The sequence below is a fragment of the Acinetobacter sp. TY1 genome, assembly GCF_048551395.1.
In the GTDB taxonomy this organism is placed as follows: Bacteria; Pseudomonadota; Gammaproteobacteria; order Pseudomonadales; family Moraxellaceae; genus Acinetobacter.
Window position 1 is genome coordinate 170,418 of sequence record NZ_JBLYZK010000003.1, and the last position, 26,872, is coordinate 197,289.

Consider the following 26,872-nt stretch of genomic DNA (forward strand, 5'->3'; position numbering starts at 1 on the left):
TATAAAAAAGTAAGTGACTTGTTCTATATTTATGGTTATATAAACACATACAACTTTAAATCGAGATGAATATGTTGAAAAAAATATCCCTTGCAACAGTAATCACCACGACATTATTGATGACAGGTTGCGTAACATCACAAAGTACCATTCAACAACAAAACCTTGAATTATTGCAAAATAAAAATTGGTCGCTGACTCATATCGGTGCAACCGAATACAAAGTAGACCCTACAGCACATAACAGCCCGAGCTTACAATTTGATGCGACAACACAGCGCTTAAGTGGTGCAGATGGTTGTAACCGTATTATGGGTAGCTATGTCGTCAAAAAACATGAGATTAATCTAGGACAGCTCGCATCTACAAAAATGATGTGTCAAAACACGGTAGAACTTTCAAGCAAATTTAATGAAGCCTTAAATAAAGTTGCAGGCTATCAAGTCTATGGTCAAACATTAAAATTGCTTGATCGACATGGCAACCCTGTACTTCAATTCAAGTCAAACACAAACTAATCGTATTGATAAAAAAACCTGATGATTCAGGTTTTTTTATCACAGTATTTTATAAGATAAAACCAAATATAAAGTAGGATTTAAGCATGGCACAAGCAATTTTTGGTGGTGGATGTTTTTGGTGTACCGAAGCCGTTTTTCTGTCACTGAAAGGTGTCGAGAACGTAATCAGTGGTTATGCTGGTGGTCGTATCGAAAACCCAAGCTACGAACAAATCTGTAATGGCGATACAGAACATGCTGAAGTCATTCAAATCAATTTTGATGATCAGCAAATTGATTTTAAACAACTACTCGATGTGTTCTTTGCCACCCATGACCCAACTACACTTAACCGTCAAGGTAATGATGTCGGAACACAGTATCGTTCTGTGATTTATTTTGAAAATGCCCAACAACAGCAACAAGCAAGCGATTATATTGATTCACTCAAAGCTGATGGCTTAAACATTGTGACCGAACTCAGCCCTGTACCGACCTTCTATCCTGCGGAAGATTATCATCAAAATTTTTATGCACGTAATCCTTCACAAGGTTACTGTAATTTTGCAATTCCACCTAAACTGATGAAGTTACGAAGTAAATTTAATGACTTATTAAAGAATGATGAATAAGTTTTCTTTTTAATAAGTATTCAAAGAATAATTCGCTTTATTTAAGCCATAAAAAAGCAATCCAAATGGATTGCTTTTTTATTTATATGAATTTAGTTACGGTTTATGGCACTCAATTATTCATTAACAAATTATTCACTTACAAATGCAATATCCGTTAAACCAGCTTCACTTGCACGTGACATTACTTGTGCAACCATATCATAACGAGATTCTTTATCTGCACGTAATTGAATAGGTGGTTTACTTGCTTGTTTTCCTGCTTCATCAAAACGCTTTTGTAATTCATCAAGCGTAATGATTTCTTCACCCCAAGCCACATCACCTTTAGCATTAATACTAATGGTCACCGCCTCTTGAGGCTGATCAACAATATCTGCTGTTGTTTTCGGCAAAGTTAATGGAATTGATGGGTTAGCAACGGTTGCAGTCACCAGAAAGATAATCATCAAAACCAGCATAATATCGATCAGGGGAATAAGGTTCATCTCATTCATACCTGCATCGTTGTCATCACCCAATTGAAAAGCCATTAAACTTGACCCCCAACTAAACCTTTTTCAGTACTTACTGTTTCAGCTTTCTGTGCTGAAGAATCTTGTTGCAACATAGTATCAATAAGCAAGCCATGTGCATGATCTTGTAATTCAATCGCCAATGAACGATTGAAGCGCATACAAATGTTATAAGCCAATACAGCCGGAATCGCAACTGCAAGACCTAGACCAGTCATAATTAGAGCTTCACCGACAGGCGTTGCCACTTGTGCTAAGCCTGCTTGACCACTTTTACCGACAGCAACAAGGGCGTGAAAAATACCCCAAACTGTACCAAATAGTCCTACAAAGGGTGCAAGTGATGCGATTGTACCTAGTACAGAAACACCTTTTTCAGCCGATGCTTTTTCAGTCGAAATTTGACGTAACAAAGCTTGTTCTGCAACGGCTTTACGTTGATCAAAACTTAATGGTGCAAGTTTTGCTTTTAACTTACTGACCGCTTGAGTCAATTGTGTTTGAGCAACCTGTTTTAACTGACGTGTTCCCATTAGACGTAGAACAAAGATCGTCCAAGTCGCAATCGACATCGCCAACAGTACAAAATACAGTGTCTTACTGATTGCATCCGCATGTTGCCAATAAACTGAAAAATTCATATTCATTTCCTGATTTTTAAAAATCTTTAATCTGTTACTGACCTTTCAACGTATAGTCTTGGCCGACATCAAACGGTACTTTTACACCATCAACTTTATACGGTGAAAATTGTGCTTTACGTGCTTGTCCAAGAATGTATGCATCTAAACCTGCATCTCCCGAACCTTTCACCATTTTCACATTCTTCACAGAACCATCGGCATTGGCATAGAAATGTAGTTCTACGCTTACCACTTGCCCCTTGGCTAAGTATTTACTTAATGCCGCAGGGTCAATTTTTGGTTTAAAACGCCAAGAAATATCACCTTTTCCGACTGAACGGCTTTGGTTTTGGCTCTGGCGATTTCTCTCATCTTGTTCACGTTGTTGACGGGCTTTTTCATCTTGTTCACGTTGCTGACGAGCTTTATCGTCTTGCTCACGCTTTAAACGATCTCGTTCAGCCTGATCACGCATTTGCTGGTCACGTAATTGTTTATCTTGAATCTGTTGATCGCGCAACCGCTGATTCTCTAACTCACGCTGTTTCTTTAGAGGATCTTCCTGATGAATCGCCTTTTCCACTTTTTCTTGTGGTTTTTGTGCAATCACTTTTGGCTTGATCACAGGTTGCGGCTTAATAGGCTCTGGTTTCGGCTCAGGCTTCACCTTTTGCTGTACTGGCGGTGGTGGGGGCGGAGGCGGCGGTGCTTCTTCTTGAATTTTTAATAATTTAACACTAATGGGTTTCTTGTCCACAGGTTTTAAGTCAACTGTTTTTAACTGACCGACTGCCCATAATACGCCCATATGACCGATTACAACGGCAATAAGCGCAGGCAACACTTTTTTCTTCAACAATTGTGAGGAATGAAGATTTGCTGTGGAAGATTGACTCATATGAATCTGAATACCTAAATCTGAGAATATCAGCAAATGTTTTTGCTAATCGTAATCATCGGTTTGAACAATTAAACTACGCTAATGATAAATGAGAAGTGTTTTCATTTGCAACTACTTTTTACAATACTTTGTATTGTTTTTCCAAATTAAAAACAAAAAAAGAGATGCTTTATGCATCCCTTTTTCACATCAAAAAACTACAAACTACTGAAAAACAACTGTTTTATTACCATCTACAATAATACGATCTTCAAGATGCCATTTCACAGCGCGTGCCAACACATTACGCTCTACGTCTTGACCTAATTCACGTAATTGTTCAACAGTAAAATCATGGTTTACACGTTCTACGTCTTGTTCAATGATTGGACCTTGATCTAAATCAGCCGTAACATAATGCGCTGTTGCACCAATAAGCTTTACACCTTTTTCATACGCTTGCTTATATGGATTAGCACCCACGAATGCAGGTAAAAATGAATGATGAATATTGATGACTTTCATTTCCCATTTTTGTACAAACTCTTCATCAAGAATCTGCATATAGCGCGCAAGTACAAGTAAATCATTACCTTGCATTAATTCGTCAATTTGCGCATAAGCTTCACGTTTATTTTCTTTGGTCACTGCAACAACTTCAAATGGAATTCCGAAGTTCTCTACAGATTCACGTAAAGCTTCATGGTTCGAAACTACTTTGGTAATTTCACACGGTAAACCGCCACGAGAATGACGCCACAATAACTCAAGTAAAGCATGATCAACTTTCGACACCAAAATGCCGACTTTTTTCACATCACTGACCAAAGCTAAACGCCATTGCATGGCATAACGCTCTGCTACATTAGCAGCAAACGTTTGCGTCAAACTTTCTCTACGAGTTTGTAAACCATCAAGTTCAAACTCAACGCGCATGAAATAACGTCCGCCCTGAGCTTCTGTTGCATATTGATCAAGCGCAGTAATATTTGCTCCCTGATGATACAAAAAGCTCGATACAGCCTGTACGATGCCCGGCTTGTCTTCACAAGTAATGAGTAAACGTGCAGTATTGGCAGTGGTCATGTTCATTTGGTTAAATATCACTTATATATAAATTTAAAAACAGCCGGTTATTCTAACGCTTTTTTACCAGCTTTCAATATTACAATACATTTCAGTCTTCTTTCGAGGTTGATAGACTCGCAAAAAGATCAGAAGTACCAAAACTATCGAGCAATCTTTCATAAGTTGCACGGCTTTCACCTCGTAAATACGGGCCTTCGAGGAAAACCATTTGACGCAATGCTTGCCATGCCCATTTTTCATCCAAATGATTTGAATCATTTAAATGCCCAGACATATAAAGGAAATTGGTCCAATTGGTCAGCACAATCCAAATATTGATAATTAAAGCTTCAATTTCAGAATGGGTCATTTGCATTAATCCCGCCTCAACAAAAGCTAAATAAATCTTTTGCCCTTGTTGCATGACCTGACCTGCAAATTTTGGATAAATTTTGCGAAAGTCTTCGTTATTTTCAACAAGGTGATAAACATCACGATGTAAAAAACGATATGCCCACAACTGACTACTCAATACCTGAAAATAACGAATCTTATCATTTGCGTTGACTGCCCGGTCATCAGGCAATGAAAGCATCTCCATCGTTTCCATTTGGTACTGCGACATCAACTCTTTAATAATTTCCTGTTTATTACGAAAGTGATAATACAGATTGCCCGGACTAATGCCTAACTCAGCAGCAATATGGTTTGTGGTGACCGAGCGCTCGCCACGCTCATTAAAAAGTTGCAGACTAATCTGCAAAATTCGATCTTTCGTTTTCAATGTTTTGGAGCTTGACATCTTGATACCATTTTCAATCGTCAGCATTTGCTAACATTAAAGTGACTTGACTAATTAGAGTATTTACTCTAAAAAATATATTAAATTATCTATTAGTAAATGGTGTTTGTCATGAACAGTCAAACAAAAACAAACTCAATGACTCCCTTTGCGCCAGAAATCCAGCGTATGCATGATTTATTGGCTCAACAGAAATCAGCATATCAACGATATCCTGTCCCGACAGCCAAAGAACGTATTGAACGTTTAGCAAGACTAAAAAAAGTTTTGGTAAAATATCAAGACCAGATTGCAGATGCAATCAATAAGGACTATGGAAACCGTTCAGTCAATGAAACCAAAATTGGTGAACTACTAACATGTTTAGAACAGGTTAAATATTATAGCAAGCATTTAACCGATTGGATGAAACCATCTAAGCGTCATGTTGGTATTTTACATCAGCCTGCAAAAGCATGGGTACAATATCAACCTCTGGGTGTTATTGGCATTATTGCACCTTGGAACTATCCGCTTCTACTTTCAGTAGGCCCTCTCATTTGTGCCTTGGCTGCAGGTAATCATGCCATGATCAAAATTTCAAGCTCATCAATGAACTTTGGTTATGTGCTTGAAAATATTTTATCTGAAGCATTCCCACAAGAACTCGTTTCTGTGGTGACAGGTGGTGGCATAATTTCCGATGCTTTTAGTCATTTGGCTTTTGACAAAATTATTTTTACAGGATCAACCAATGTCGGTAAAACTGTCATGGCTGCGGCGGCTGAAAACCTCGTGCCTGTCATTTTGGAACTCGGTGGCAAGTCACCTGTTATCGTGCACCCATCAAGCGATATGAAAGAAGTTGCTCAGCGTATTGCTTTTGGCAAGCTTTGGAATGCAGGTCAAACTTGTGTTGCACCTGACTATATCTTCTTACCAAAAGGTAAAACTGCCGAATTTATGCGACAGTTTAAAAATATTGCAAGTAGCATGTATCCAAGCCTACGTGATAACAATGACTATACGTCTATTATTAATGATAAACAGTACAAGCGAATTCAAGGTTATTTAGAAGATGCACAAACGCAAGGTGCTGAAATTACATCAATCAATCCTAAAAATGAAAATCTTGAAACTGTGCGGAAAATTGCGCCAACGTTGCTCACAGGTGTGACTCCTGATATGCAAATTTTGCAGAATGAAATTTTTGGTCCAATTCTACCAATCATGGAATATGATCAAATTGACAATGTAATTGACTTTATTAATAGCCGTCCGCGTCCACTTGCATTATACTACTTCGACTTTGATAATGCGCGCGCCGATTATGTATCGCAACGCACGCATTCGGGGCACTTTGGTCAAAATGCCGTACTCACTCATGTTGCACAAGACGATCTACCATTTGGTGGCGTTGGTGCTTCAGGTATGGGTAAATATCATGGTCCTGAAGGTTTCTTTAGTTTATCGCACGAACGTTCTGTAATGTCCATTCCTAAGCTTTTTAGCTTAAAGTTCATTTTGCCGCCGTATGACAAACCTCTAAATCGTATTTTAGAGAAAACCTTCCTGCGCTAACTTGATCAAGGTATGATCTATTGAATAAGGTCATGCTAATTTTTAGCCGATTCCGCTTGTCTTTTAAGCGGAATTTTGGTATAAAACGCCCCTGAATGAAATCATCCGTTTATTTTTGACTGGCCACACAGAATTGCTGTTGGCTCAATCAATGGAGTTACACCATGTCTAAGGTTTGCCAAGTTACCGGCAAGCGTCCAGTCGTTGGTAACAACGTCTCACACGCCAACAACAAAACTAAGCGCCGGTTCGAGCCGAACCTGCACCACCACCGTTTTTGGGTAGAAAGCGAAAAACGTTTTGTACGTCTTCGTTTAACTCCAAAAGGTATGCGTATTATCGACAAATTGGGCATTGAAAAGGTTCTTGCTGACCTTCGTGCTCAAGGTCAAAAGATCTAAGGAGTCTGAACCATGCGTGATAAAATTCGCTTAGTTTCTTCTGCTGGTACTGGTTATTTCTACACTACCACTAAGAACAAACGTACTATGCCGGAAAAAATGGAAATCAAAAAATTTGATCCAAAAATCCGTCAACACGTGATCTTCAAAGAAGCTAAAATTAAATAATTTTAGTTTTCTTAAAAAATACGACCCTTTTGGGTCGTTTTTTTTGCACTTTTTTTACTCAGCTTGTTAAAATTCTAGCATTCCTTTGGCATTTTCTATGCTTAAAGTTCTTATCTTTCACTTTTCCTACCTATTTTTAAGGAGCGTTTAGTGCCACATGATGTAGATCTGATTATTTTGCTTGCAGTTGGTTTTGGTATTGCCCTCATTTTTGGCTATATCGCTGCTCGTTTACGCCTCCCCCCACTGATTGGTTACCTTGTTGCAGGGATCATCATCAGCCCCAATACTCCTGGTATTGTTGCAGACATTGCCCTCGCCAATCAGCTTGCCGAATTGGGCGTGATGTTTTTAATGTTCGGTGTTGGTATGCACTTTTCACTGAACGATCTAATGCAAGTTCGGCGTATTGCCTTACCTGGTGCTATTTTACAAATTACAGTTGCAACCCTATTAGGTATGGCAGTTTCGCATTTTTGGGGTTGGAGTTTCGGCTCAGCATTGGTCTTTGGACTTAGCTTATCGTGTGCGAGTACTGTTGTTCTTCTTAAAGCACTAGGCGACAAAGGGTTACTCAATTCGGTCAATGGTAAAATTGCTGTCGGTTGGTTGCTTGTCGAAGACCTTGTGATGGTTTTAGTCTTAGTACTCCTTCCTGCGACTGCGGTACTTTTAGGTGGTCATGCGCTTGAAGGTCATGGCAGTAATGAAAATATTTGGCTGACACTTGGTATAACATTGCTTAAAGTGGCAGGCTTCATTGCCTTTATGTTGATTATCGGTAAACGACTTGTTCCTCTAATCATGCAATATGTCGCACGCTTAGGCTCAAGAGAACTTTTCACTCTCACCGTTGTTGCCGCTGCTGTATCGATTGCTTATGGCTCTTATGCCGTTTTTGGCGTGTCGATGGCTTTGGGGGCATTCTTTGCAGGTATGGTCGTCAAAGAGTCAGATTTCAGCCATCGTGCAGAAGAAGAAACGCTACCACTTCGTGAAATTTTTTCGATTTTATTCTTCGTTTCAGTCGGCATGTTGTTTGACCCAAGAATTTTAATTGAGCAACCGCTTCATATTATCGCTGTAATTGCCATCATTATGATTGGTAAAACACTTGCTGCAATGGCATTGGTCTTATTTTTTCGCTATCCGCTCAATACAGCCTTAACCGTTGGTGCGAGTTTAGCGCAAATTGGTGAATTTTCCTTTATTTTGGCAACATTGGGGGTTTCTTTAGGCTTACTCAGTCTTGATGGACAAAATTTGATTCTTGCAGGTGCATTATTTTCTATCACCCTCAATTCATTCTTATTTTCAGCAATTGAGCCTGTACAAAACTGGATTCGTGAGCGTTCACACTTAGCACGTTTACTTGAACGTAGTGGTGATCCTTTAGCCATGTTACCTGATGAAGTTTCTCAAGATTATCTACGTGATCAGGTGGTCATGATTGGCTATGGTGAAGTCGGTCGTCGTGTGACCAAGACGCTCATGGATGATGGTATCAAAGTGGTCATTGCCGAAGAAAACCGTGAAAAAGTTGAAGCTCTACGTGAAAAAGGAATTGCTGCGGTTTCGGGCCGTGCAACTGAACCTGGTGTACTCATTCAAGCCCATATTCAACACGCTCGCCTTTTGGTTATCTCGCCAATGGATATTTTAGATATTCATAAAATTGTCGATACGTCTAAATTACTCAATCCCAAAATTCAAGTTTTGGTCTGCGCTGAAAGTAAGGAAGAGGCAGAAGTCATTCGTCGGGAAAATATTGGGGATGTGTATTATGCAAAAGAGGAAATGGCAAAAAATATGAGCAATTATATTTTGAATCAAATTCAAATTGCCCACCATCATGAGCCAACGCATTAAGCTCAAATAAATATATTGTTCAATAAAAAACGCACCATCTGATGCGTTTTTTTATTCTATCGATTAACTAAAGTGAATGGGTTGCTCATCAACAACTTCTGCTTCCCACTGCCCTGTCTGTTTTTCCATGAGTGCATACAATGCAGCTTGAATCATCTGCTGAGCAATCACAGGCGTCTGATCACCCAATAATGCCTTGATGTCATCATTAAATTGTATGGTCACTAAAGGTGTGCTTTCAGAGCCAGAATTACGTAGAGCCAATTCGCCACTTTCTAGCTGAACAAGCTCAAGAATTGCTTCCTGACTGCCAAATAACTCTTTTAACTGCTCTATAGACATAGTCCCTCCATGCTCAACATGGGACAAAGTACCAAATGCACTTTGCACTGTGTGAATACTTTATATCGGTGCTGCTTGGTCTTTTTCAAGTCTAGCATACAGAAAGTTTAGAATTCGACCATTTCGTTACGAAAACCGTCAATTAGTTGCGTCAAGTCACGATGCCACTCACGTAAAATTTTAGTATCGGGCAACCATGCTTGCGGTGTTTGTGTCACTTTAATAATTAAGTTTGATGATGTATCATCTTCAGGTTCAGGTGCACTCGGTTCAGGTGCATATTGGCACATGCGATATGCACGTTTTAATTCTGCAATAAAACCTGATTTTGCCAATTGTTGCATAACAGCGACTTCAGGTGAGATTTGACCTTTAACAGCCATGAGTTCTTCAATCGATTTTAAAGTCGGTGCCGTATCATTTAAACGATAGTAGCGTACCAATTCTTGTAAAAATGCTAAAACTGCACCATGCAAGTGAAATACAGCCGATTCACGAAAAGCCTGCACCTGTTGTACATGCTCACTCTGCTCTGCTTGTTGGCATGCGAGTCGTGCAAAATACAATTTTTGATTGGTACGATCTGCATGATAGCGTGCTACACGGGTCATGATTTTTCCTTAAATAAAGCGCAATACAACTTAAAAAGAACGGCACAGCTAAGACAGATTTCAACAGCTCACACTTGCAAATTCAAAAACTAAAAAATACAACGTTCAATCGCATTGAGCTGAGTAAATTGAACTAAGCAAGTTAAGCCAAGTAGGTTGAGCAAAGTAAAAACTGATGAGGAATAGAGTAACTGTGTCACGGCGGTTTGAATATAGTTTTTATTGGGTGAATGATTTATTTTTAAAGTGCTGTATACATCTTTTTATAAAATTTGGCTTACATTCACGTAAAAGAAAACCCGAATTAAACTATAAAGTCTAAATCGGGTTTTATACAGCTAAAGCTTTATAAACTTTAATCTGCATCCATCATTGATACGCTCATGCCCACGGTATTGAAGCCCGCATCGACATATAAAATTTCACCTGTAATGCCATTTGCCCATGGTGAACAAAGAAAAAGCGCAGCATTACCCACATCTTCAATGGTGACATTGCGTTTAAGGGGTGCAATTTTTTCATTAGCATCTAACATTTTACGGAACGATTTAATGCCTGATGCTGCCAAAGTACGAATTGGCCCCGCAGAAATTGCATTGACACGAATACCCTCTTCACCCAAGCTTGATGCAAGGTATCGTACGCCTGCTTCAAGCGATGCTTTCGCCATGCCCATCACGTTATAATTTGGCATCACGCTTTCTGAACCTTGATAAGTCAATGTCAATAAACAGCCCTGACGAACCAATAATAATGGTTTTGCCGCACGTGCCATAGCAACAAAACTATATGCACTAATGTCGTGTGCAATTCGGAAGCCTTCACGATCTGTAACATCGGTAAAATCACCATCAAGTGTATGCGCAGGTGCAAAACCAATTGAATGCACGACACCATCTAGGCCATCCCAATGCTTGGCAAGTTCTAAAAATGCATTATCGATATCTGCATCATTGGCAACATCACACGGGAAAACCAATGTTGAACCAAATTGTTCAGCAAAATCATCGACACGTTTTTTTAATTTTTCATTTGGATAGGTAAATGCCAACTCTGCACCTTCACGGTGTAATGCTTGTGCAATACCGAATGCAATAGATAATTTACTTGCAACGCCTGCGATTAAAAAGCGCTTACCCGCTAAAAGTCCTTGTGCCATGAAATTTTCACTCGAAAAAGTTTGCATGCATAATGCCAAGTCTAGACACAGAACAAAATTGCATAATGCATCTTTTTTCAAAAGTTTACTAAAAACATCAAAGTTCCTGTATTACACCCATAAAAAAAGCCTTCCAAGGAAAGCTTTTTTAAATATCTACACTAGTACAATGGATTAGTCATTACTACTCAATAAACCAATTAAACGTAAGAATGAATAGTACATCCAAACGAGTGTTGCGAGCAGTGCAATACCACATAACCATTCATATGATTTTGGCGCTCGTTGTGCAGCCGCAGATTCGATCAAATCAAAGTCTAAAATCAAACTAAATGATGCAATCACTGCAACAAATGCAGCAAAACCAATACCTAGCAAATTACTTTCAAACAAATAAGGAATGCTTGAACCGAATGCAAGACGCATGACCATTTGTACAAGGAACACAATAAAGATGGCGATTGATGCAGACATAATGACTGCTTTAAATTTAGCAGTCGCGCGAATGATCTTAAATTTATACAGACCAAACATCACCAAGCTCGTTACAAATGTTGCAAGTAATGCTTGTAAAGGTACACCTGGGAATTTCATTTGAAAATAAATTGAAATACCACCTAAAAATGCACCTTCAAATAATGCATAAGGAATCGCAAGCATACGTGCAGTATTGGGCTTAAAAGTTGTGATTAAACCTAAAATCAAACTTCCGACAGCACCAACAATTGCACCTGTCATTGCCATACCGACATTGGTTGTTGCAAAACAGTACACATAAAATGCGATACCCACAATTGCTGCAATCACAGTGAGTAAAATAGATTTTTGTATAGCACCCTGCACGGTCATTGGCTGACTATAATCAGCATAAGTTTCCGATCGGGTTAAAATAGGGTTATTACTTTGCATATCTCAACTCTTTGTAATAATTAAAATATAGAAGGATTATAAATCGAATATTCGGCAAACTCATGAAGAGCTTGCTTCTTTTTGTAACGGTCATTTTCACCGCCACTTTTTAAATAGCTGTTTAAAGATATACACGAGTATAACTTAAAAATTTGAATTGAAAAATGTAAAGAAAAAGAGGCGCTGTGCGCCTCTTTTTCTTTACCAAATCAAGTTTTAGTCATCATTTGTAATAAAAAAATATTGACGATAATATTTTAATTCAGCAATTGAATCACGAATATCATCCATCGCTAAGTGTGATGCATTTTTCTTCAAACCACTCATAATTTCTGGACGCCAGCGTTTTGCAAGCTCTTTCACAGAAGAAACATCTAAGTTACGATAATGGAAAAATTGTTCAAGTTCAGGCATTAAACGATGCATGAAACGGCGGTCTTGGCAAATTGAATTACCACACATTGGTGATGATTTTGGGCTGACCCATTTTTTCAAAAATTCTATCGTTTGTTGTTCAGCATCTTCAGCCTTCAATTTACTACGGCGTACACGTTCAATCAGACCTGACTGACCATGTTGACGTGTGTTCCACTCATCCATGGCATTTAAAATAATGTCAGATTGATGCACTGCAAGCACAGGACCTTCCGCAAGGATGTTTAGATTATCATCCGTTACAATAGTCGCAATTTCAATAATTCGATCATTGTCAGTATCTAGACCTGTCATCTCAAGGTCAATCCAAATCAAGCGGGTATCTGGAGTGCTGCTCATATTGTGCAATCTTATTCAACGATAAAGCGTAATAGTAGCAAATTTATTGTATCTTCGCTGTAATTCATTCGCCCATCATGCTATTTTGCCCTTTGATTTTCACGCTTTAATCAGGGTATGAATGGCTTTAATTCGTAAGCGTCGTTTGACAGAACAGCAGCAACGACGCATTCAAAAACAGCAGAAAAACCGCCAAGAAGATGTCGATACATCCAACGATTTGGAAGGTTTGGTGGTACAACATTATGGACGACAACTTGAGGTTCAAGCCTTGTCTGTGCCCGATGAACATCCACTTAAACCTGTTGTTGCTGAGGGTGAACCTGAACCATTTTGGAAACCGATTGAGCTAGGCAGCGTTTGGCGTTGTCACACCCGTACCAATCTTGAGTTATTGGTAACAGGTGACCGTGTCACATGGCAAGCAGACCCAAACACGGGACTCGGTATTATTACGGCCATTCACTCACGGACATCTTTGCTGACTCGCCCCGACCGTTACCATAAAGTCAAACCAGTGGCAGCAAATATCAGTCTAATTGTGGTTGTATTTGCTGTACTACCTGACCCTGCACCCACGCTGATTGACCGCTATTTAGTGGCATGTGCCGATGCAGATATTCCTGTATTGTTAGTCCTCAATAAAACCGACTTACTCAAAGATCAAGATCCTCTCCTCCAATTGGTACAGGAATATCGAGATTTGGGTTATGAAGTTATGCTGACACAGTCCAATGGTGATTTAAGTCAACTTCAACAGCGTATTGATGGTGAAACTGTTGCTTTTGTTGGACAGTCAGGTGTAGGTAAAAGCTCACTGATTAATACCATCATCCCTAATGCCGATCAGAAAACCAATATTATTTCTGAAAACTCAGCACTTGGACAACACACCACAACATCGACACGACTCATTCGTTTTGGTGAAAATGGTGCGCTCATTGACTCACCAGGAATCCGTGAGTTTGGTTTGTGGCATTTAGATACCGATAAAATTAACAATGGTTTTCGTGAAATCACCAACTTGCTTGGGCATTGCCAATATCGTAATTGTACGCATACACATGAAAAACAATGTGCGATCAAACAAGCCGTTGCAAATCATGAAATTTTACCAAGACGTTTAGACAGTTATCTGAAACTGATTGATGAAATTGCAGAAGCGCAACAAAAAAATTAATTTTCTTATGTGGTGACCTTGAAGCAAAGTTTTTGATCACCATATATATACGCTATACTCAACGCAGTTTTGAATTGTAATTTAGGTGAATTGTGGAACGTTGGTTCGAATTTATGGGGAATCACCCCTTTCTGTTTGGTATTTTAGCTGTATTGATTGTTTTGTTTTTCGTTTTTGAAGGACAACGTAATGGTCGTAAAATTTCCGCACAATCTCTGGGTATTTTAGTTAAAGCTAAAAATGCCATGCTGATTGATTTACGTGATGCTAAAGATTTCCGTGAAGGTCATATTAGTGGCAGCCGTAATATTCCCTACAGCCAAATTGCAAGTCATATTGAAGAGTTAAAGTCAGCTGAACGCCCACTTGTATTTATTTGCAATATGGGACAAGTTGCAGGCACAGCTTTGCAACAAGTTGGTCATGCTGACAGTTACCGTCTTGATGGTGGTATTAGTAATTGGAAAGCTCAAGGTTTACCTTTAGTAAAAGCCAAAAAAGCATAATTAAGGAGTCAAAACATGACCGCTGAAGTAAAAGTGTATTCTACAACTTTCTGCCCATACTGTGTTCGTGCAAAACAGCTCCTTGAGCGTAAAGGTGTTGCTTATACCGAAATCAATTTGGATAAGGAAGAGCCTGAAGTACGCCTTGAATTGACGAAAAAAACCAATCATCGTACTGTGCCACAAATTTTTATTAATGATCAGTTCATTGGTGGGTTTGACCAACTTTATGCTTTAGAAAAAGAAGGCAAACTCAACGATCTATTGGCTTAAGCCACAAAAATCACTTTGTAAAATATTAAGGATTAAATAATGAGTGAAGAGCAACAACCACAATTAGCTTTAGAACGTATTTATGCAAAAGACTTATCTTTTGAAGTTCCAGGCGCAAATGTTTTTACCAAAGAATGGCAACCAGAGTTAAGCATCAACTTATCTTCAGCTGCTGAAAAAGTTGATCCAACACACTTTGAAGTTTCTTTGAAAGTTGTGGTTCAAGCAAACAATGGCGGTGAGACTGCATTTATTGTTGATGCAACTCAAGCCGGCATTTTCTTGGTTGATGGTGTAGAAGAAGAGCGTCTTCCTTACATCCTTGGTGCTTACTGCCCGAACATTTTATTCCCATTCCTTCGTGAAGCGGTAAATGATCTTGTGACTAAAGGTAGCTTCCCTCAATTGCTTTTGACACCAATCAATTTTGATGCTGAGTTCGAAGCAAATATGGAACGTGCTCAAGGCGCTGCTGCTGAAGGTCAAGCTTAATTTTAAGCTCTAGATTCAGTTCACAGTGACCTAGCCGAAAATGAAAAGACCGCACTTGTTGCGGTCTTTTTGAATGTAAATCATCAAATAAAAAATAACTAAATCTGTTAATGAAACATGAATATGTAAACTTCATTTAGAGTTCACAACCCACATCGTACATTCATCCTATATTCTATTTAACTACACAAAATATGAATGATCATGCCTTTTACACCACTGCACTTGGGAACTAGAACTTGCATAAAACTGTTGTAAAACATCATTTCAGCTTAATGATTTTTGCTAGTACACAAGTGCTCATGGATATAGAGCCTTTATTGGGGATAGTCTATAATTGGCAATATTTACATCTATATACGCATCATTTAGTGGTACATTGCTTATTTGAAGTATTTCTCCCCTTATCATTAAGCCAATTTCCAAATGGTTTCTAAGGCTTTTTAAATACCAACTGCAAAATTTCATGGCGAATTGCATATTTTAGTGCACTCATTGGAAGTTTCAGTCACATTTTATTCGATGCATTTGTGCATATAGATATGTATCCATTTTTCCAATTGAGCCCACTCAATACGCTTTATCACTCCATCGAATACCCACAATTATTTTGGAGCTCTATTTTTATGCTCATAATTGATAGTGCGATTGCTTGTTTACAGTTAATAGCTTTTACTAATTATAAAAAATAATGCTGAAAAGAAAAATTCACAGTTTAGATGCCTAAACTATGAATCGTATACTTCCGATCAATAGTGATTTATATATTAATGATTGTGATAAATATGATGTCCTTGATCACGAATTGCAGCAATCTTTTTTCCTTCAACCTTAGCTTGTTCCAACTGCCCTGCTGTGACAAAGCCTTTCGTTTTATCAATCTGTGTGACAATTTGGTCATATAGCGCATCTGAAGTCACTGCTTTTTTATCTTGTGTTTTTAGTTTCACTTTCTTTGAGTCGACTGCTGCTACTCGCATATTATCTAATGCTTTTGAGGCATCTACTGAATTTTCAGCCTTGTTAAATGCTTTATAGTTTTTCGCCAAGGTTTCCATATTATGTTCAAGACTTGCTGCAAAGCTAAAGCTACTTAAAAATAATGAACTTGATAATATTGCTGTGATGAATGTCTTTTTAATCATTTTAGATTCTTCCTGATCAGTACCAATTTTCTCTTATAAAGAATTCGGCGGACTATATCCTAAGTGGGTTTATATTCTTTTTCACATTCAATTTTAGGCTATAAACATAATGTATAGCACATTAAAAACGCAACGAAATCGTTGCATTTTTAATCAAACATTATCCGATCATAAACTTTGCCTTAAACAGGGTCAATTTCATGATGTAAGGCATCATGAATGGCTTCAACCAATTGCTGTGCAATCTCTTGTTTAGAGGCTTTTTCTAGATCACGTTTTTCCATCTGATATTGTTCAGCAAAAAAGACCGTCATTGCATTTTCATCTGAAGCAAAACCAATGTCTTTACGTGAAACATCATTACACGCAATCATATCAAGTTTTTTTGCCACCAATTTCCCTGCAGCATATTCTTCAACATTGCGTGTTTCTGCGGCAAAACCGACCATAAATGGACGTTTTTCTTGTTGTGCAATCGTTGCGACAATATCAGGATTTTTAATGAGAGAAACCGCTAACTCATCACCCGCTTTCTTAATTTTATGCTCTGCAACTTCAGCCACACGATAATCAGCAACTGCTGCCGTTGCAATAAAGATATCACAACCATCTTCTAGCTGATGCAGACTTTCATCAAGCATTTTAATCGCTGAAGATACATTGACACGGCGTACGCCATTCGGTGTATCTAAACTGACAGGCCCTGCTAGCAACGTAACTTTTGCACCTGCAGCATAACATGCTGCAGCAATCGCAAAGCCCATTTTCCCTGTACTATGATTGGAAATATAACGTACGGGATCAATCGCTTCTCGGGTCGGTCCTGCCGTGATGGTCACTTTTTTACCTGCAAGTAAACCAAATTTTTCAGCAATGGCACGCTGTGCTTGGTGAAAATAATCTTTTACTTGATCTGCCAATTGTTCAGGTTCAGGCATACGCCCCAATCCAACATCACCGCAGGCTTGTGAACCTGCTTCTGGCATAATGACATGTACACCATCTTCAATCAGCGTATTCAAATTGCGCTGTGTTGGTTTTGCCGCCCACATTTGTTGATTCATTGCAGGAGCAACCCAAACCGGTGCTTTGGTGGCTAAATATAACGTACTGAGTAAATCATCCGCCAAGCCTGCTGCAAATTTTGCAATCGTGTCGCAACTCGCAGGTGCAACCAAAACCAAATCTGCCCAACGAGCAAGCTCAATATGCCCCATGCCTGCTTCAGCCTCAGGATCGAGTAGCGTCGTATGTACAGGATTACCTGACAAAGCTTGGAAAGTTAAGGGCGTGATGAAGGCTTGTGCACCTTGTGTCATGACCACACGTACATTAAAGCCGTAATCTTTTAATCGTCGTACAAGAATTGCGCTTTTATACGCTGCAATACCGCCTGTAACAGCTAAAATAATATTTTTATTTGCAAATACACTGAGATCGAAACTCACGATCAGGCTACCTTTCTGTTGCAGTGGCGCTCACAATATCATTAAATATAGCTTAGCCCAAGACATTCACTTGGGAAAATTAAAAAGTAAAATAAATTAAAACAGTGAATAATAATGAATAATTCAATGAGCAATACAGAACACCAATCTATTAAACAGTGGCCTGAACAGGAACGCCCACGTGAGCGTTTATTGGCACAAGGTGCAAATAGCCTTTCAGATGCCGAACTTCTTGCTATATTTCTACGTTCGGGTTCAAAACAACATTCTGCAGTGGAATTATCACGTATTTTGATTCAACACTTTGGTTCGCTCAATGCCGTCTTTGATGCTTCACTTGAAGATATCAGCCAATTTCATGGTATTGCTGCCACAAAATATTCGCAATTGATGGCAGTCAAAGAATTAGGTCGACGTTATTTACAACATCATTTAAATCAACCAACTGATTTAAGCCGTTCAGACCTGATTACCGATTATTTACGGTATGAGCTTTTAGGTGAACAACAAGAGGTTTTTGCTGTTTTATGCTTAGACAGCCAATTGCGTAAACTACACTTTAAGAAGCTATTTTTTGGTTCAGTAAATTATTGCAATATTTCTATCAATCAAATTTTGCGTTATGCCATTTCGCAACATGCTACGCATATCGTGATCGCACATAATCATCCGCAAGGTTTAGCTGTCCCCTCAAAGGAAGATTTAGTTCTGACACAACATATTCTTAAGGCTTGTCATCTGACTGAAATTAATTTACTTGATCATCTGATTATCAGCCGTGAACATAGTTTTTCTTTTGCCGAACATAACTTAATCGCGACATAAGTATTTCTAAGTAAATGATATTGACAAGTCGTAATGAAGCGGTGAAGATCAGCTAAAATTCAAAGATTCAAGACCCATGATTGTTCGTGATCAAAACGACACCTTAAAACTATTATTCTCATGGCGTGGAACGATTCTTCCAAAAGTTCTACCGCCACTTGGTGTCGTCATGCTGATTTCTGCAATTGTCGGCGGAATTGAGTACATTAATTTATACCGTTTTCCAGAGATCCCACTAGCAGGATTTACTCTGATTGGTGTTGTACTGTCAATTTTTCTCGGTTTTAAAAATACAGCATGCTATGACCGTTGGTGGGAGGCTCGTAAACTTTGGGGTTTACTCATTGCCAATGCACGCCATTTTGACCGTGATTGTCGTATTTTACCGCAAGGTCGTCGTGAGCGGGTAATCCAACATGTTATTGTTTTTGCCAATGTTTTACGCGATCGCTTACGCCATCAAACGGTGAGCTCAGATGTCTTGCTTGAAACCAGTGGCATGAGTCGTCAAGCTTTAGTGCAGTTATATCAACAAAATAATGCACCACAATACACACTCAGTCTGATTCATTGGGAGTTAATGCAAGCACTCAAAGAAGGTGAAATTTCCGATATTATTTATACTCAAATGAATAATCATGTTTCTGAATTAAGTTTAGTACAAACAGGTTGTGACCGTATTGCAACCACCCCCTTACCTTTTGCTTATTCTGTTTTGCTCAACAGAACAGTGTATTTTTTCTGCTTTATGTTGCCATTTAGCTTAGGATCATTACTTGGGCTGGCAACGCCCTTATTGGTTGGAATTTTGGCATATACATTTTTAGGTCTAGATGCACTCAGTTCAGAAATTGAAGAGCCTTTTGGTACTCAAAGTAATGACTTACCACTTGATGCAATGGTTCGTACTATTGAAATTGAGTTGCTCGGTACTTTAGGTAAACCAACACCGCCACCTATTCAAGCGCAAGACCATAATCTTTTATAAATAATGTTATGCAGTAATAGAGAGCTTATGTTTTGCTACTTGATGAATTTAGATAAGAGATAAGGGCATCCGAATTTGTTTAAGACATGAGTTGAGCCGTGAAACTTCGCCAGATGGTTTCCTTGCTTAGTTTCACGGCTCATTTTGCCGAATCAGAAAGACCGTTTCGTAAAATGACCTTCTGCGAAAGGCTAATTCCTAAATTTAAATTGTTGATGTAAGACTCTGCCAAGTAAATTTACAAGAATAAATATTTATAGAAATATATTTTGCGATATGCGTAATATTGGTTACTTAACTAAAACTCTCCCAAATTCCCACTTGACCTTCTTTGACTTTGGGAATATTTCCCAATTTAATCCATGGCATATTGTCACCATGAAAATCACTACCAACTGAAACTTTTAAATTAAACTGTTCAATCATTCGATCGACCATTTGACGAGTTGAAGCAGCTTCTATATAAGGTGGAAGTTCAACTGCATCTCCGCCAAATTGAGCAAAAATTTCAATCAAATAACGAATATTGGTTGCAGATAAATCATAACGCGTTGGATGTGCCAAAACAGCAAAACCCTGACTTTCATGTATGATTTTGATGGTTTCTTCTAACCCTAAACCATCAAACTTTACATAGGCTTTTTTGCCTTCTTTAATATATTTATCAAAAGCCTGTTGTGGGCGTGCCACAACCCCCTTATCTACCAAGGTTTTTGCAATGTGTGTTCGAGTAATCCGATCTGCTTCACCATCTACTTTAGCAATCACATCTGCATAAATATCGAAACCAATTAAAGGAGTCAATAAATCACAAATCTGCTTTGCACGTTCAGCACGAATTTTTTTCTGTTCTTCTAAAAGTGCTTGTAATGGCTCAGGATTTTTAATGTTTAAGGCAACAATATGCACACCATAACTTTTTTGGGTCGCAGGTCGTGACCACTGGCTTGAAATCTCAACCCCTGAAATGATCTGAATTGGTTGATTTTTTGCAACCTGTTCAGCGATTTTTAAGCCATCCATGGTATCGTGATCAGTCAAAGCAAGGGTATGAATACCTTTTTCGATTGCAGCCTGAACGAGTAACTCAGGAGTCAAAGTTCCATCAGAAATATTACTATGTGTATGTAAATCTACGCCTTGCATCTTCTATACTACGTTATTCACCTGGACAGTTTGATATTTTAACATGAAAGCATTTTTAGATTATTTACCAATAATCATATTCTTTACCGTCTATAAGTTAATAGAGCCCGAACAAAGCCATGCCATCTTGGCGCAAGTCGGCATTACAGGTGTTGTCGACAATCAGAATATTTTGGTAGCAACCCTCGCATTAATGGTCACTACATTAATTGTTTACCTTTATTTATTTGTGTCACAAAAATTTAAACTTGAAAAACCACAATTATTGATTTTAGTCAGTACCTTTATTTTTGGTGGATTGACCCTCGCTTTACGTGATGGTGATTTCATGATTTATAAAGCAATTTTTCTCAATTTAGCCTTTTCACTTGCCTTTATGATCAGCCCGATGATTGGTAAGGAAAAGAAACCACTTGTGCAACGCATGATGGGAACTGTGCTTAATCTTTCCGCAACAGGATGGAAAAAACTCAATTGGGCATGGGTTGGATTATTCAGCTTCATGGCATTCCTACATTGCTTTTTCGGATTTATTTATCCTGACCCATCAAAAGACCATGCTATATGGGTAAATTTCACAACATTTGGTGACATGGGGGTGATGTTTTCCTTTATCATTATCCAGTTTGTTTTACTCAGAAAACACTTCAAAGTTTCTGAAGAATAATCCGTTGACAATAAGATTCAGGGAAAAAAGATGCCTTTATTTGTAATTACCTGTACCGATCAAGAAGGTACTGTTGAAAAGCGCCTCGCAGTTCGTCCACAACATCTTGCTCGTCTAGAAAAATTAGATGCTGAAGGTCGTGTGATTGTTGCAGGTGCAATGCCAAAAGACCGTGAAAACCCACAAGCAGGTTTTTATGGCAGTACGATGATTCTTGATTTTGACAGTCGTGAAGCACTCGATGTTTGGTTACAGGATGAACCTTTTGTTAAAGAAGGCATTTATAGCCATGTTGATGTTAAGCCATTCAACAAAGCGCTTCCTAAAGGATAAAAAGTAATGCAGTTCGTAGTCAAAAGTATTATCGGCTTTGCGCTGATCAGTTCATTTGCTTGGGCAGAACCCGTTGCGCAAAATACAGCACCCGCTCCACAAGCGACGACTGCAACTGCTCCACCTGCCACAGTCACACAGCAAGTTTATAAACCTGAAATTTTACCGGCGGTTGCAGGAGCAAAAAGTTCAACGCAACAACAGGCTCAAACACAAGAAAATAAACCCCTAACTGCTGAACAGATTATTCGGGAAAAAGCATCCATCGAGGCCAAAGCCAAAGCTTTAGTTAAAGATCAAGCAACACGCTTACAACAACTCGAAAAAGCCAACCTCGAAGCTTTATCTCAGAATCAAGAATTACAACTGAAAAATGATAATTTAGGCGTACAAGTTCAAGTACTGCAAAGTGAACAAAGTGCGCAAATGTTTTTGTACGGCGCAGCAACCATTGTTGTTGGTGTTGTACTCGGTTTCCTCATTGCAAGTTATGTTTATACCAAACGTCGTCGTCAGTGGTAAATCCACGGCGACACATCTTCTAAAAGGTTAATCTGCGTTGTCACATCCCATTCAAACTGCCGAGCTCGATTGGCAAACCATCGATGGAATTGATATTCCTTATTCTCGTCAGTTTGCCGATATTTATTTTTCTAAAGACAATGGTTTACTTGAAAGTCGCCATGTATTTCTCAATGGCAATGATCTTGCTGAACGTTTAACACAACTTCAGTCTTTCGATTATTTCTGTGTTGGAGAAATAGGGTTTGGCACAGGCTTAAATATTTTGGCTTTATGGCAAATGTGGCAACAGCTCAAACCTAACAATAATAGTCATCTACATGTAATTTCTGTAGAAAAATTTCCACTGAATAAAGATGATTTGATTCGTGCATTAAATGTATGGTCTGAACTCAAACCATTCGCAGATCAACTTATTGCACAATACCCCTTACCACTTGCAGGCTGCCATCGCCTAAATTTCCCTGAACATCGCTTTTCAATTGATCTATGGTTGGGCGATGCACATGATGTTTTTCCACAAATGATTAAGACGACAACGGTCAATGCTTGGTTTCTCGATGGTTTTGCCCCCTCCTGCAACCCTGATCTTTGGGAAGAAAATATACTCATGCAGATTGTTCGTTTGTCGGGCTATGGTACGACATTTTCATCCTTTAGCGTTGCAGGTGTCGTCAAACGTGGTTTGCGTGATCATGGTATTACCGTTAGTCGTCCTCGTGGTTTTAAACACAAACGTGAAATGCTCAAAGCCATTTGGCAAAAACCAGAAAACTTAAATACTGATTTCATTCAAGATCACCAAATATCAGTTCAACCGAAACAACGCCATATTGCGATTATAGGCGCAGGCATTGCAGGTTTAAGCTGTGCATGGGTGTTTGCACAACGTGGACATCAGGTACGCATTTACGAGCAAACTGCAGCATTAGCAGGTGCATCTGGTAATCCAATGGCGATACTGAATCCAAAACTTGGCAATATTAAAAATATTGATGAGCATCTCATGACCGTGAGTTGGCAATATGCCTTATGCCACTATGCAACCTTCAAAGCATTTCGCCCATTGTCTATTCATCAAATTTCACTCAAAAATCATGAAGATGCTGTGGCAATCGCAAATGACTATCCCGATGATGTATTACATGTTGAACCGTCTGATTTAAAAACTGACTATGCAAATGTCACATTCCATCAAGCAGGTGCAATTTCTCCGTATCTGCTACGAGATGAGATTCTGAGCCATCCAAATATCACACTAATTCAAGCTGAAATTATTGGCATACAGAAACAAGATAATACTCAACTCAAATTAAAAGCAAAAAATATTGATAACATCAGCACTGTAGATTATCCGCTTGCCGATCACGTAATTGTCTGTACAGCCCATCAAAGTGGAATCTTCTTTGAACATTATCCTGCGTTAAAACCAATTCGTGGTCAGGTCAGTTGGTTCAATAATACAAAGCAATCATTAAAGATGCATACCACATATAGCTATGGTGGTTATTGCATGCAAATGAATGATCAACAAATGATTTTAGGTGCATCCTTTTCACCTGGTCGTGATGATACGGATGTACTTGAAAATGACCACCTACACAACTATGAGCTTCTGCATACTGTCTTTCCTGACTATGCACAAACACTGACACCAATCTCTGAATGGCAAGGGCGTGCAAGCATACGAGCACAAACACCTGATTATTTCCCCTTATTAGGAAAACTCAACAGCGATAATGAAATCTATACTTTGGCTGGCTTAGGATCAAAAGGTTTTCTCTACTCACCCTTATGTAGTGAGGTTTTGGCAACAATGATTTTAAATGAAGCTTGCCCTATACCTGAAAAATTATGGAAATATTTAACACCGTTTCGTTTTAAAAAAATGCGTCAGGCAATTAGACAATAAATATTTTTTATTTTGACCATAAAAAAGCGCCTTTCGGCGCTTTTTTTCATACTTATGATTCGAGGGGTAATCCTGCATCACGTGCTGCACGTGTGCCACCCATCAAAATCACGTAATCACGTGAAGCGTCTATCGTTTCTAATTTTTCAGCTGCACGGGGCGCTTTACTGCCGCCGCCACACAGAATGTAAATTGACTGATCCGCCTCCACCTGAGTCAAGCTATCTGAACTCAAGCTATCAATAGGCTGATGAACAGCACCTTTGATATGACCTTCAGCATAGGCTTTTGCGTCACGAACATCCCAAATAATCGCATTTTCTGGGAACTCAAATGTTGTAATTTCTTGCTTGCGGATCATTGTGCACTCCTTTGATGTAAACAACACTTGGCAAATGAAGAAAACATCCCTAGCATCTCAGATATTCTTTCACTTTGCAAAGGTCAAAATCATGCCTTCTATGGATATTGTTTCAGAATTGGAAATTTTTGAAGTTAATCACGCGGTTCAAAACACTCAAAAGGAGATTGCAACCCGTTTTGACTTCCGTGGTCAGGATGTTTCTATTGATATCAATGAGAAAAACAAAGAAATTAAAATTACCACTGAAAGTGAATTTCAGTGTGAGCAGGTGTATACCATGCTAGAAAATAATTTCTTTAAACGTAAAATTGATATTCAAGCGCTTGATCCACAAAAAATGACCGCTTCAGGTAAAAATGTGATTCAAGTCATCAAACTTAAAGATGGTCTTGACTCTGATACCGCAAAAAAAATTAATAAAGCCATTAAAGAAAGCGGCATCAAAGTGCAATCTTCTATTCAAGGGGATAAACTTCGTGTAACTGATAAAAAACGCGATACCTTACAACAAGTAATGGCTTTCTTAAGAGAGCAACAATTTGGTGTGCCATTACAGTTCAATAACTTTAAGGACTAAGATCTTAATGATCGCATAGGTACAAATATGACTCAGACCAATCGTTTAGCCAAACTTGTTAAGGCAACTTCAAAATTTCCAAAAGGTGTACGTAGTACACTGTGGAGTAAAGCGTTTGGTCGAGTCGTACCTATGGTCGGTTCAGCCAATATTAAATATATAGAAGTCACTTCTTCTAAAGTTGTTGTAGAAATTAAGAATCATCGTGCTATGCAAAACCATATTGGTCAATTGCATGCCGTTGCAATGGCTTTAATTGCAGAAACCGCTACAGGTTTTGTTGCTGCAATGAATGTCCCTGATACCTCAATTGTCCTGATCAAAAGCCTACACATGGACTATAAACGCCCATCTAAAGGTGATATGCAAGCCGTTGCGACACTTACAGCAGAACAGATCAAAGATATGCAAACCTCAGAAAAAGGTGAAACGATTGTTGCTGTAACCATTACTGATGAATCAGGTCAAGAACCAGTTAAAGGTGAAATGGTTTGGGCTTGGGTGTCAAAAGACCGTTTAAAAAATAAATAACCATCTTAAAAATGAATAAATGTAAATAAAACTTACTTTTAAGTAAGTGTAAAAATTACCAAATTACTTAAAATCAGTGACGTTTCTTCACTATAGAAATATACTTGATTCACTCAAAATGATGCTAAATTTACATCATTTTGAGCATATTCATGTCAATCCAATATTCTAAAAAATGGCTTACACTTGGTCTTATTTTAAGTCCTTTTTTAATGCTGACGGCTTGTAGCCAAACCCCTAATCAATCAGCAACAGCGGTCACAACGACAACATTAAATGCAATCTCCGCAACACAATTGGCTGAGCAGAACAAGAAAATAGTCACAGATTTTTATGAAGGCGTCTTTCTCAAACATCAAGTGAAAGACTATGCTGATCGATATATTGGTATGCAATATATTCAACACAATCCGCATGTACCCGATGGTAAAGCACCTTTTGTAGAATATTTTACAGGCTATTTTAAGGAAAATCCTAACGCGAAAAGTGTCATTAAACGTGCAGTAGCCGAAAGTGATTTGGTCTTTTTACATGTACATTCGACACAAAATGCACAAGATCCTGGTGTTGCTGTTGTTGATATTTTTAGAATTGAAAATGGCAAAATTGTCGAACATTGGGATGTTCAACAAGAGGTTCCAGTAGAAGCTGCAAATAAAAATACAATGTTTTAATTCAAATTAAGACACATAAAAAATCCCAAACAATATTGGGATTTTTTATGTTTAATCATCAGCTTTTAAACATTTTGTGATGCTAAAAAACTTTGTTTAGATGCTTCAGGAATTTGACGCTTATTACCCGCAACATCTACAGCAACAAAGGTAAATACTCCTGCTGTAACACGTTTTGCAGGGCGAGAATCATCATGGCTATCCCAAACTTCAATTTGCATTTGAATTGAAGTATTGCCCACTTTTAAAATTTTTGTATAACAACTAATCACATCACCGACTTTTACAGGAACAAGAAAAGTCATTTCATTGATTGAAATTGTTGCACAACGTCCTTTACTGAAACGCTCTGCGTGAATTGCACTTGCCAAATCCATTTGTGAAACAATCCATCCCCCAAATACATCACCACTCCAGTTGGTATCTGCTGGCATAGCAATTGTCTGTAAAGACAATGTACCTTCGGGTTTTTCATG

The 26,872-nt window shown here is 38.6% G+C and carries 34 protein-coding genes; 19 read left to right on the forward strand and 15 right to left on the reverse strand.

The annotated features are described in order from the left end of the window. Window positions 1-71 precede the first annotated feature (71 nt). On the forward strand, window positions 72-518 hold the full coding sequence (locus ACK2M2_RS03365; protein WP_419346124.1) for an META domain-containing protein: 447 nt from the start codon (window positions 72-74) through the stop codon (window positions 516-518). Window positions 519-604: 86 nt separating this feature from the next. Further along, window positions 605-1,132, forward strand: coding sequence for a peptide-methionine (S)-S-oxide reductase MsrA (msrA, locus tag ACK2M2_RS03370; protein ID WP_419346125.1), 528 nt, complete (start codon window positions 605-607; stop codon window positions 1,130-1,132). Between the two features lie 131 nt (window positions 1,133-1,263). On the opposite strand, the gene ACK2M2_RS03375 is transcribed toward msrA, so the two are convergent. From ACK2M2_RS03375 to ACK2M2_RS03395, 5 genes are all read right to left on the reverse strand, one after another. Then, window positions 1,264-1,665, reverse strand: coding sequence for an ExbD/TolR family protein (locus tag ACK2M2_RS03375; protein ID WP_409510245.1), 402 nt, complete (start codon window positions 1,663-1,665; stop codon window positions 1,264-1,266). Further along, window positions 1,665-2,288 carry a MotA/TolQ/ExbB proton channel family protein gene (locus ACK2M2_RS03380; RefSeq protein ID WP_409510244.1) on the reverse strand — a complete coding sequence of 208 codons (624 nt, stop codon included), beginning with the start codon at window positions 2,286-2,288 and terminating at the stop codon, window positions 1,665-1,667. The genes ACK2M2_RS03375 and ACK2M2_RS03380 overlap by 1 nt, the downstream gene beginning before the upstream one ends. Window positions 2,289-2,322: 34 nt before the next feature. Further along, window positions 2,323-3,168, reverse strand: a complete 846-nt coding sequence (locus ACK2M2_RS03385) for an energy transducer TonB (protein ID WP_409510243.1) — start codon at window positions 3,166-3,168, stop codon at window positions 2,323-2,325. Window positions 3,169-3,375: 207 nt separating this feature from the next. Then, the gene (gene purU / locus ACK2M2_RS03390) at window positions 3,376-4,242 is read right to left on the reverse strand and encodes a formyltetrahydrofolate deformylase (protein WP_409510242.1); all 867 of its coding nucleotides are present in this window, start codon (window positions 4,240-4,242) and stop codon (window positions 3,376-3,378) included. 85 nt (window positions 4,243-4,327) lie between these two features. After that, entirely contained in the window at window positions 4,328-5,020 is a 693-nt protein-coding gene (locus ACK2M2_RS03395) for a TetR/AcrR family transcriptional regulator (RefSeq protein WP_409510241.1), read from the reverse strand. 111 nt (window positions 5,021-5,131) lie between these two features. On the opposite strand from ACK2M2_RS03395, the gene ACK2M2_RS03400 reads away from it, so the two are divergent. From ACK2M2_RS03400 to ACK2M2_RS03415, 4 genes are all read left to right on the forward strand, one after another. After that, the gene (locus tag ACK2M2_RS03400; RefSeq protein WP_419346126.1) at window positions 5,132-6,580 is read left to right on the forward strand and encodes a coniferyl aldehyde dehydrogenase; all 1,449 of its coding nucleotides are present in this window, start codon (window positions 5,132-5,134) and stop codon (window positions 6,578-6,580) included. 164 nt (window positions 6,581-6,744) lie between these two features. Then, window positions 6,745-6,981, forward strand: coding sequence for a 50S ribosomal protein L28 (gene rpmB / locus ACK2M2_RS03405; RefSeq protein ID WP_409510239.1), 237 nt, complete (start codon window positions 6,745-6,747; stop codon window positions 6,979-6,981). 12 nt (window positions 6,982-6,993) lie between these two features. Continuing rightward, window positions 6,994-7,149: a 50S ribosomal protein L33 gene (gene rpmG, locus ACK2M2_RS03410; RefSeq protein ID WP_001205031.1), complete on the forward strand. Its 156-nt coding sequence runs from the start codon at window positions 6,994-6,996 to the stop codon at window positions 7,147-7,149. A 150-nt stretch (window positions 7,150-7,299) separates the two neighbouring features. Continuing rightward, window positions 7,300-9,018 carry a cation:proton antiporter gene (locus ACK2M2_RS03415; RefSeq protein WP_419346127.1) on the forward strand — a complete coding sequence of 573 codons (1,719 nt, stop codon included), beginning with the start codon at window positions 7,300-7,302 and terminating at the stop codon, window positions 9,016-9,018. Window positions 9,019-9,081: 63 nt separating this feature from the next. On the opposite strand, the gene ACK2M2_RS03420 is transcribed toward ACK2M2_RS03415, so the two are convergent. The 5 genes from ACK2M2_RS03420 to orn form a co-directional block, all read right to left on the reverse strand. Then, on the reverse strand, window positions 9,082-9,360 hold the full coding sequence (locus ACK2M2_RS03420; protein WP_409510237.1) for a hypothetical protein: 279 nt from the start codon (window positions 9,358-9,360) through the stop codon (window positions 9,082-9,084). Window positions 9,361-9,467: 107 nt separating this feature from the next. Continuing rightward, entirely contained in the window at window positions 9,468-9,971 is a 504-nt protein-coding gene (locus tag ACK2M2_RS03425; protein WP_419346128.1) for a DUF6586 family protein, read from the reverse strand. A gap of 355 nt (window positions 9,972-10,326) precedes the next feature. Beyond that, entirely contained in the window at window positions 10,327-11,130 is an 804-nt protein-coding gene (locus ACK2M2_RS03430) for an enoyl-ACP reductase FabI (protein ID WP_419346143.1), read from the reverse strand. Window positions 11,131-11,304: 174 nt separating this feature from the next. Next, the gene (locus ACK2M2_RS03435) at window positions 11,305-12,039 is read right to left on the reverse strand and encodes a Bax inhibitor-1/YccA family membrane protein (RefSeq protein ID WP_419346129.1); all 735 of its coding nucleotides are present in this window, start codon (window positions 12,037-12,039) and stop codon (window positions 11,305-11,307) included. A 216-nt stretch (window positions 12,040-12,255) separates the two neighbouring features. Further along, window positions 12,256-12,813 (reverse strand): oligoribonuclease, encoded by a 558-nt coding sequence (orn, locus tag ACK2M2_RS03440; RefSeq protein ID WP_409510234.1) that lies wholly within the window; start codon window positions 12,811-12,813, stop codon window positions 12,256-12,258. A gap of 121 nt (window positions 12,814-12,934) precedes the next feature. Between orn and rsgA the strand changes: the two genes are divergently transcribed. The 4 genes from rsgA to secB all read left to right on the forward strand — a co-directional run bounded on the left by rsgA (window position 12,935) and on the right by secB (window position 15,264). Continuing rightward, window positions 12,935-13,993, forward strand: coding sequence for a small ribosomal subunit biogenesis GTPase RsgA (gene rsgA / locus ACK2M2_RS03445; RefSeq protein ID WP_419346130.1), 1,059 nt, complete (start codon window positions 12,935-12,937; stop codon window positions 13,991-13,993). A gap of 92 nt (window positions 13,994-14,085) precedes the next feature. Further along, complete coding sequence (locus ACK2M2_RS03450; RefSeq protein WP_409510232.1) at window positions 14,086-14,499, forward strand: rhodanese-like domain-containing protein; 414 nt, start codon at window positions 14,086-14,088, stop codon at window positions 14,497-14,499. A 15-nt stretch (window positions 14,500-14,514) separates the two neighbouring features. Beyond that, window positions 14,515-14,772, forward strand: a complete 258-nt coding sequence (gene grxC, locus ACK2M2_RS03455) for a glutaredoxin 3 (RefSeq protein WP_409510231.1) — start codon at window positions 14,515-14,517, stop codon at window positions 14,770-14,772. A gap of 39 nt (window positions 14,773-14,811) precedes the next feature. Next, window positions 14,812-15,264 carry a protein-export chaperone SecB gene (secB, locus tag ACK2M2_RS03460; RefSeq protein WP_409510230.1) on the forward strand — a complete coding sequence of 151 codons (453 nt, stop codon included), beginning with the start codon at window positions 14,812-14,814 and terminating at the stop codon, window positions 15,262-15,264. 767 nt (window positions 15,265-16,031) lie between these two features. On the opposite strand, the gene ACK2M2_RS03465 is transcribed toward secB, so the two are convergent. Together ACK2M2_RS03465 and coaBC are read right to left on the reverse strand one after the other, a co-directional pair. Beyond that, window positions 16,032-16,409 (reverse strand): cytochrome b562, encoded by a 378-nt coding sequence (locus ACK2M2_RS03465; RefSeq protein WP_409510229.1) that lies wholly within the window; start codon window positions 16,407-16,409, stop codon window positions 16,032-16,034. A 182-nt stretch (window positions 16,410-16,591) separates the two neighbouring features. Further along, a complete protein-coding gene (gene coaBC, locus ACK2M2_RS03470) occupies window positions 16,592-17,857 on the reverse strand; it encodes a bifunctional phosphopantothenoylcysteine decarboxylase/phosphopantothenate--cysteine ligase CoaBC (protein WP_409510228.1) in 1,266 nt (421 codons plus the stop codon). Window positions 17,858-17,983: 126 nt separating this feature from the next. Between coaBC and radC the strand changes: the two genes are divergently transcribed. Together radC and ACK2M2_RS03480 are read left to right on the forward strand one after the other, a co-directional pair. Next, on the forward strand, window positions 17,984-18,682 hold the full coding sequence (gene radC, locus ACK2M2_RS03475) for a RadC family protein (protein ID WP_419346131.1): 699 nt from the start codon (window positions 17,984-17,986) through the stop codon (window positions 18,680-18,682). 76 nt (window positions 18,683-18,758) lie between these two features. Further along, entirely contained in the window at window positions 18,759-19,670 is a 912-nt protein-coding gene (locus ACK2M2_RS03480; RefSeq protein ID WP_409510226.1) for a bestrophin family protein, read from the forward strand. 294 nt (window positions 19,671-19,964) lie between these two features. On the opposite strand, the gene ACK2M2_RS03485 is transcribed toward ACK2M2_RS03480, so the two are convergent. Further along, complete coding sequence (locus tag ACK2M2_RS03485; protein ID WP_419346132.1) at window positions 19,965-20,816, reverse strand: PHP domain-containing protein; 852 nt, start codon at window positions 20,814-20,816, stop codon at window positions 19,965-19,967. A 43-nt stretch (window positions 20,817-20,859) separates the two neighbouring features. On the opposite strand from ACK2M2_RS03485, the gene ACK2M2_RS03490 reads away from it, so the two are divergent. The 4 genes from ACK2M2_RS03490 to mnmC are packed head-to-tail and all read left to right on the forward strand — an operon-like array spanning window position 20,860 to window position 24,250. Beyond that, the gene (locus tag ACK2M2_RS03490) at window positions 20,860-21,483 is read left to right on the forward strand and encodes an inner membrane-spanning protein YciB (RefSeq protein WP_409510224.1); all 624 of its coding nucleotides are present in this window, start codon (window positions 20,860-20,862) and stop codon (window positions 21,481-21,483) included. A gap of 30 nt (window positions 21,484-21,513) precedes the next feature. Next, window positions 21,514-21,816: a YciI family protein gene (locus ACK2M2_RS03495; protein WP_409510223.1), complete on the forward strand. Its 303-nt coding sequence runs from the start codon at window positions 21,514-21,516 to the stop codon at window positions 21,814-21,816. A gap of 6 nt (window positions 21,817-21,822) precedes the next feature. Further along, window positions 21,823-22,338 carry a hypothetical protein gene (locus tag ACK2M2_RS03500; protein ID WP_409510222.1) on the forward strand — a complete coding sequence of 172 codons (516 nt, stop codon included), beginning with the start codon at window positions 21,823-21,825 and terminating at the stop codon, window positions 22,336-22,338. A 37-nt stretch (window positions 22,339-22,375) separates the two neighbouring features. Beyond that, entirely contained in the window at window positions 22,376-24,250 is a 1,875-nt protein-coding gene (mnmC, locus tag ACK2M2_RS03505) for an FAD-dependent 5-carboxymethylaminomethyl-2-thiouridine(34) oxidoreductase MnmC (RefSeq protein WP_419346133.1), read from the forward strand. A 52-nt stretch (window positions 24,251-24,302) separates the two neighbouring features. On the opposite strand, the gene ACK2M2_RS03510 is transcribed toward mnmC, so the two are convergent. Then, window positions 24,303-24,611 carry a rhodanese-like domain-containing protein gene (locus ACK2M2_RS03510; protein ID WP_409510220.1) on the reverse strand — a complete coding sequence of 103 codons (309 nt, stop codon included), beginning with the start codon at window positions 24,609-24,611 and terminating at the stop codon, window positions 24,303-24,305. 91 nt (window positions 24,612-24,702) lie between these two features. Between ACK2M2_RS03510 and ACK2M2_RS03515 the strand changes: the two genes are divergently transcribed. The 3 genes from ACK2M2_RS03515 (at window position 24,703) to ACK2M2_RS03525 (ending at window position 26,396) form a co-directional block, all read left to right on the forward strand. Beyond that, window positions 24,703-25,191 carry a YajQ family cyclic di-GMP-binding protein gene (locus ACK2M2_RS03515; protein ID WP_409510219.1) on the forward strand — a complete coding sequence of 163 codons (489 nt, stop codon included), beginning with the start codon at window positions 24,703-24,705 and terminating at the stop codon, window positions 25,189-25,191. Window positions 25,192-25,218: 27 nt separating this feature from the next. After that, window positions 25,219-25,722 (forward strand): DUF4442 domain-containing protein, encoded by a 504-nt coding sequence (locus ACK2M2_RS03520; protein WP_419346134.1) that lies wholly within the window; start codon window positions 25,219-25,221, stop codon window positions 25,720-25,722. A 152-nt stretch (window positions 25,723-25,874) separates the two neighbouring features. Continuing rightward, window positions 25,875-26,396 (forward strand): ester cyclase, encoded by a 522-nt coding sequence (locus ACK2M2_RS03525; protein WP_419346135.1) that lies wholly within the window; start codon window positions 25,875-25,877, stop codon window positions 26,394-26,396. 65 nt (window positions 26,397-26,461) lie between these two features. Here the strand turns inward: ACK2M2_RS03525 and ACK2M2_RS03530 are convergent, their stop codons facing one another. Next, window positions 26,462-26,830 carry an acyl-CoA thioesterase gene (locus ACK2M2_RS03530; protein WP_419346144.1) on the reverse strand — a complete coding sequence of 123 codons (369 nt, stop codon included), beginning with the start codon at window positions 26,828-26,830 and terminating at the stop codon, window positions 26,462-26,464. Window positions 26,831-26,872: the final 42 nt, after the last annotated feature.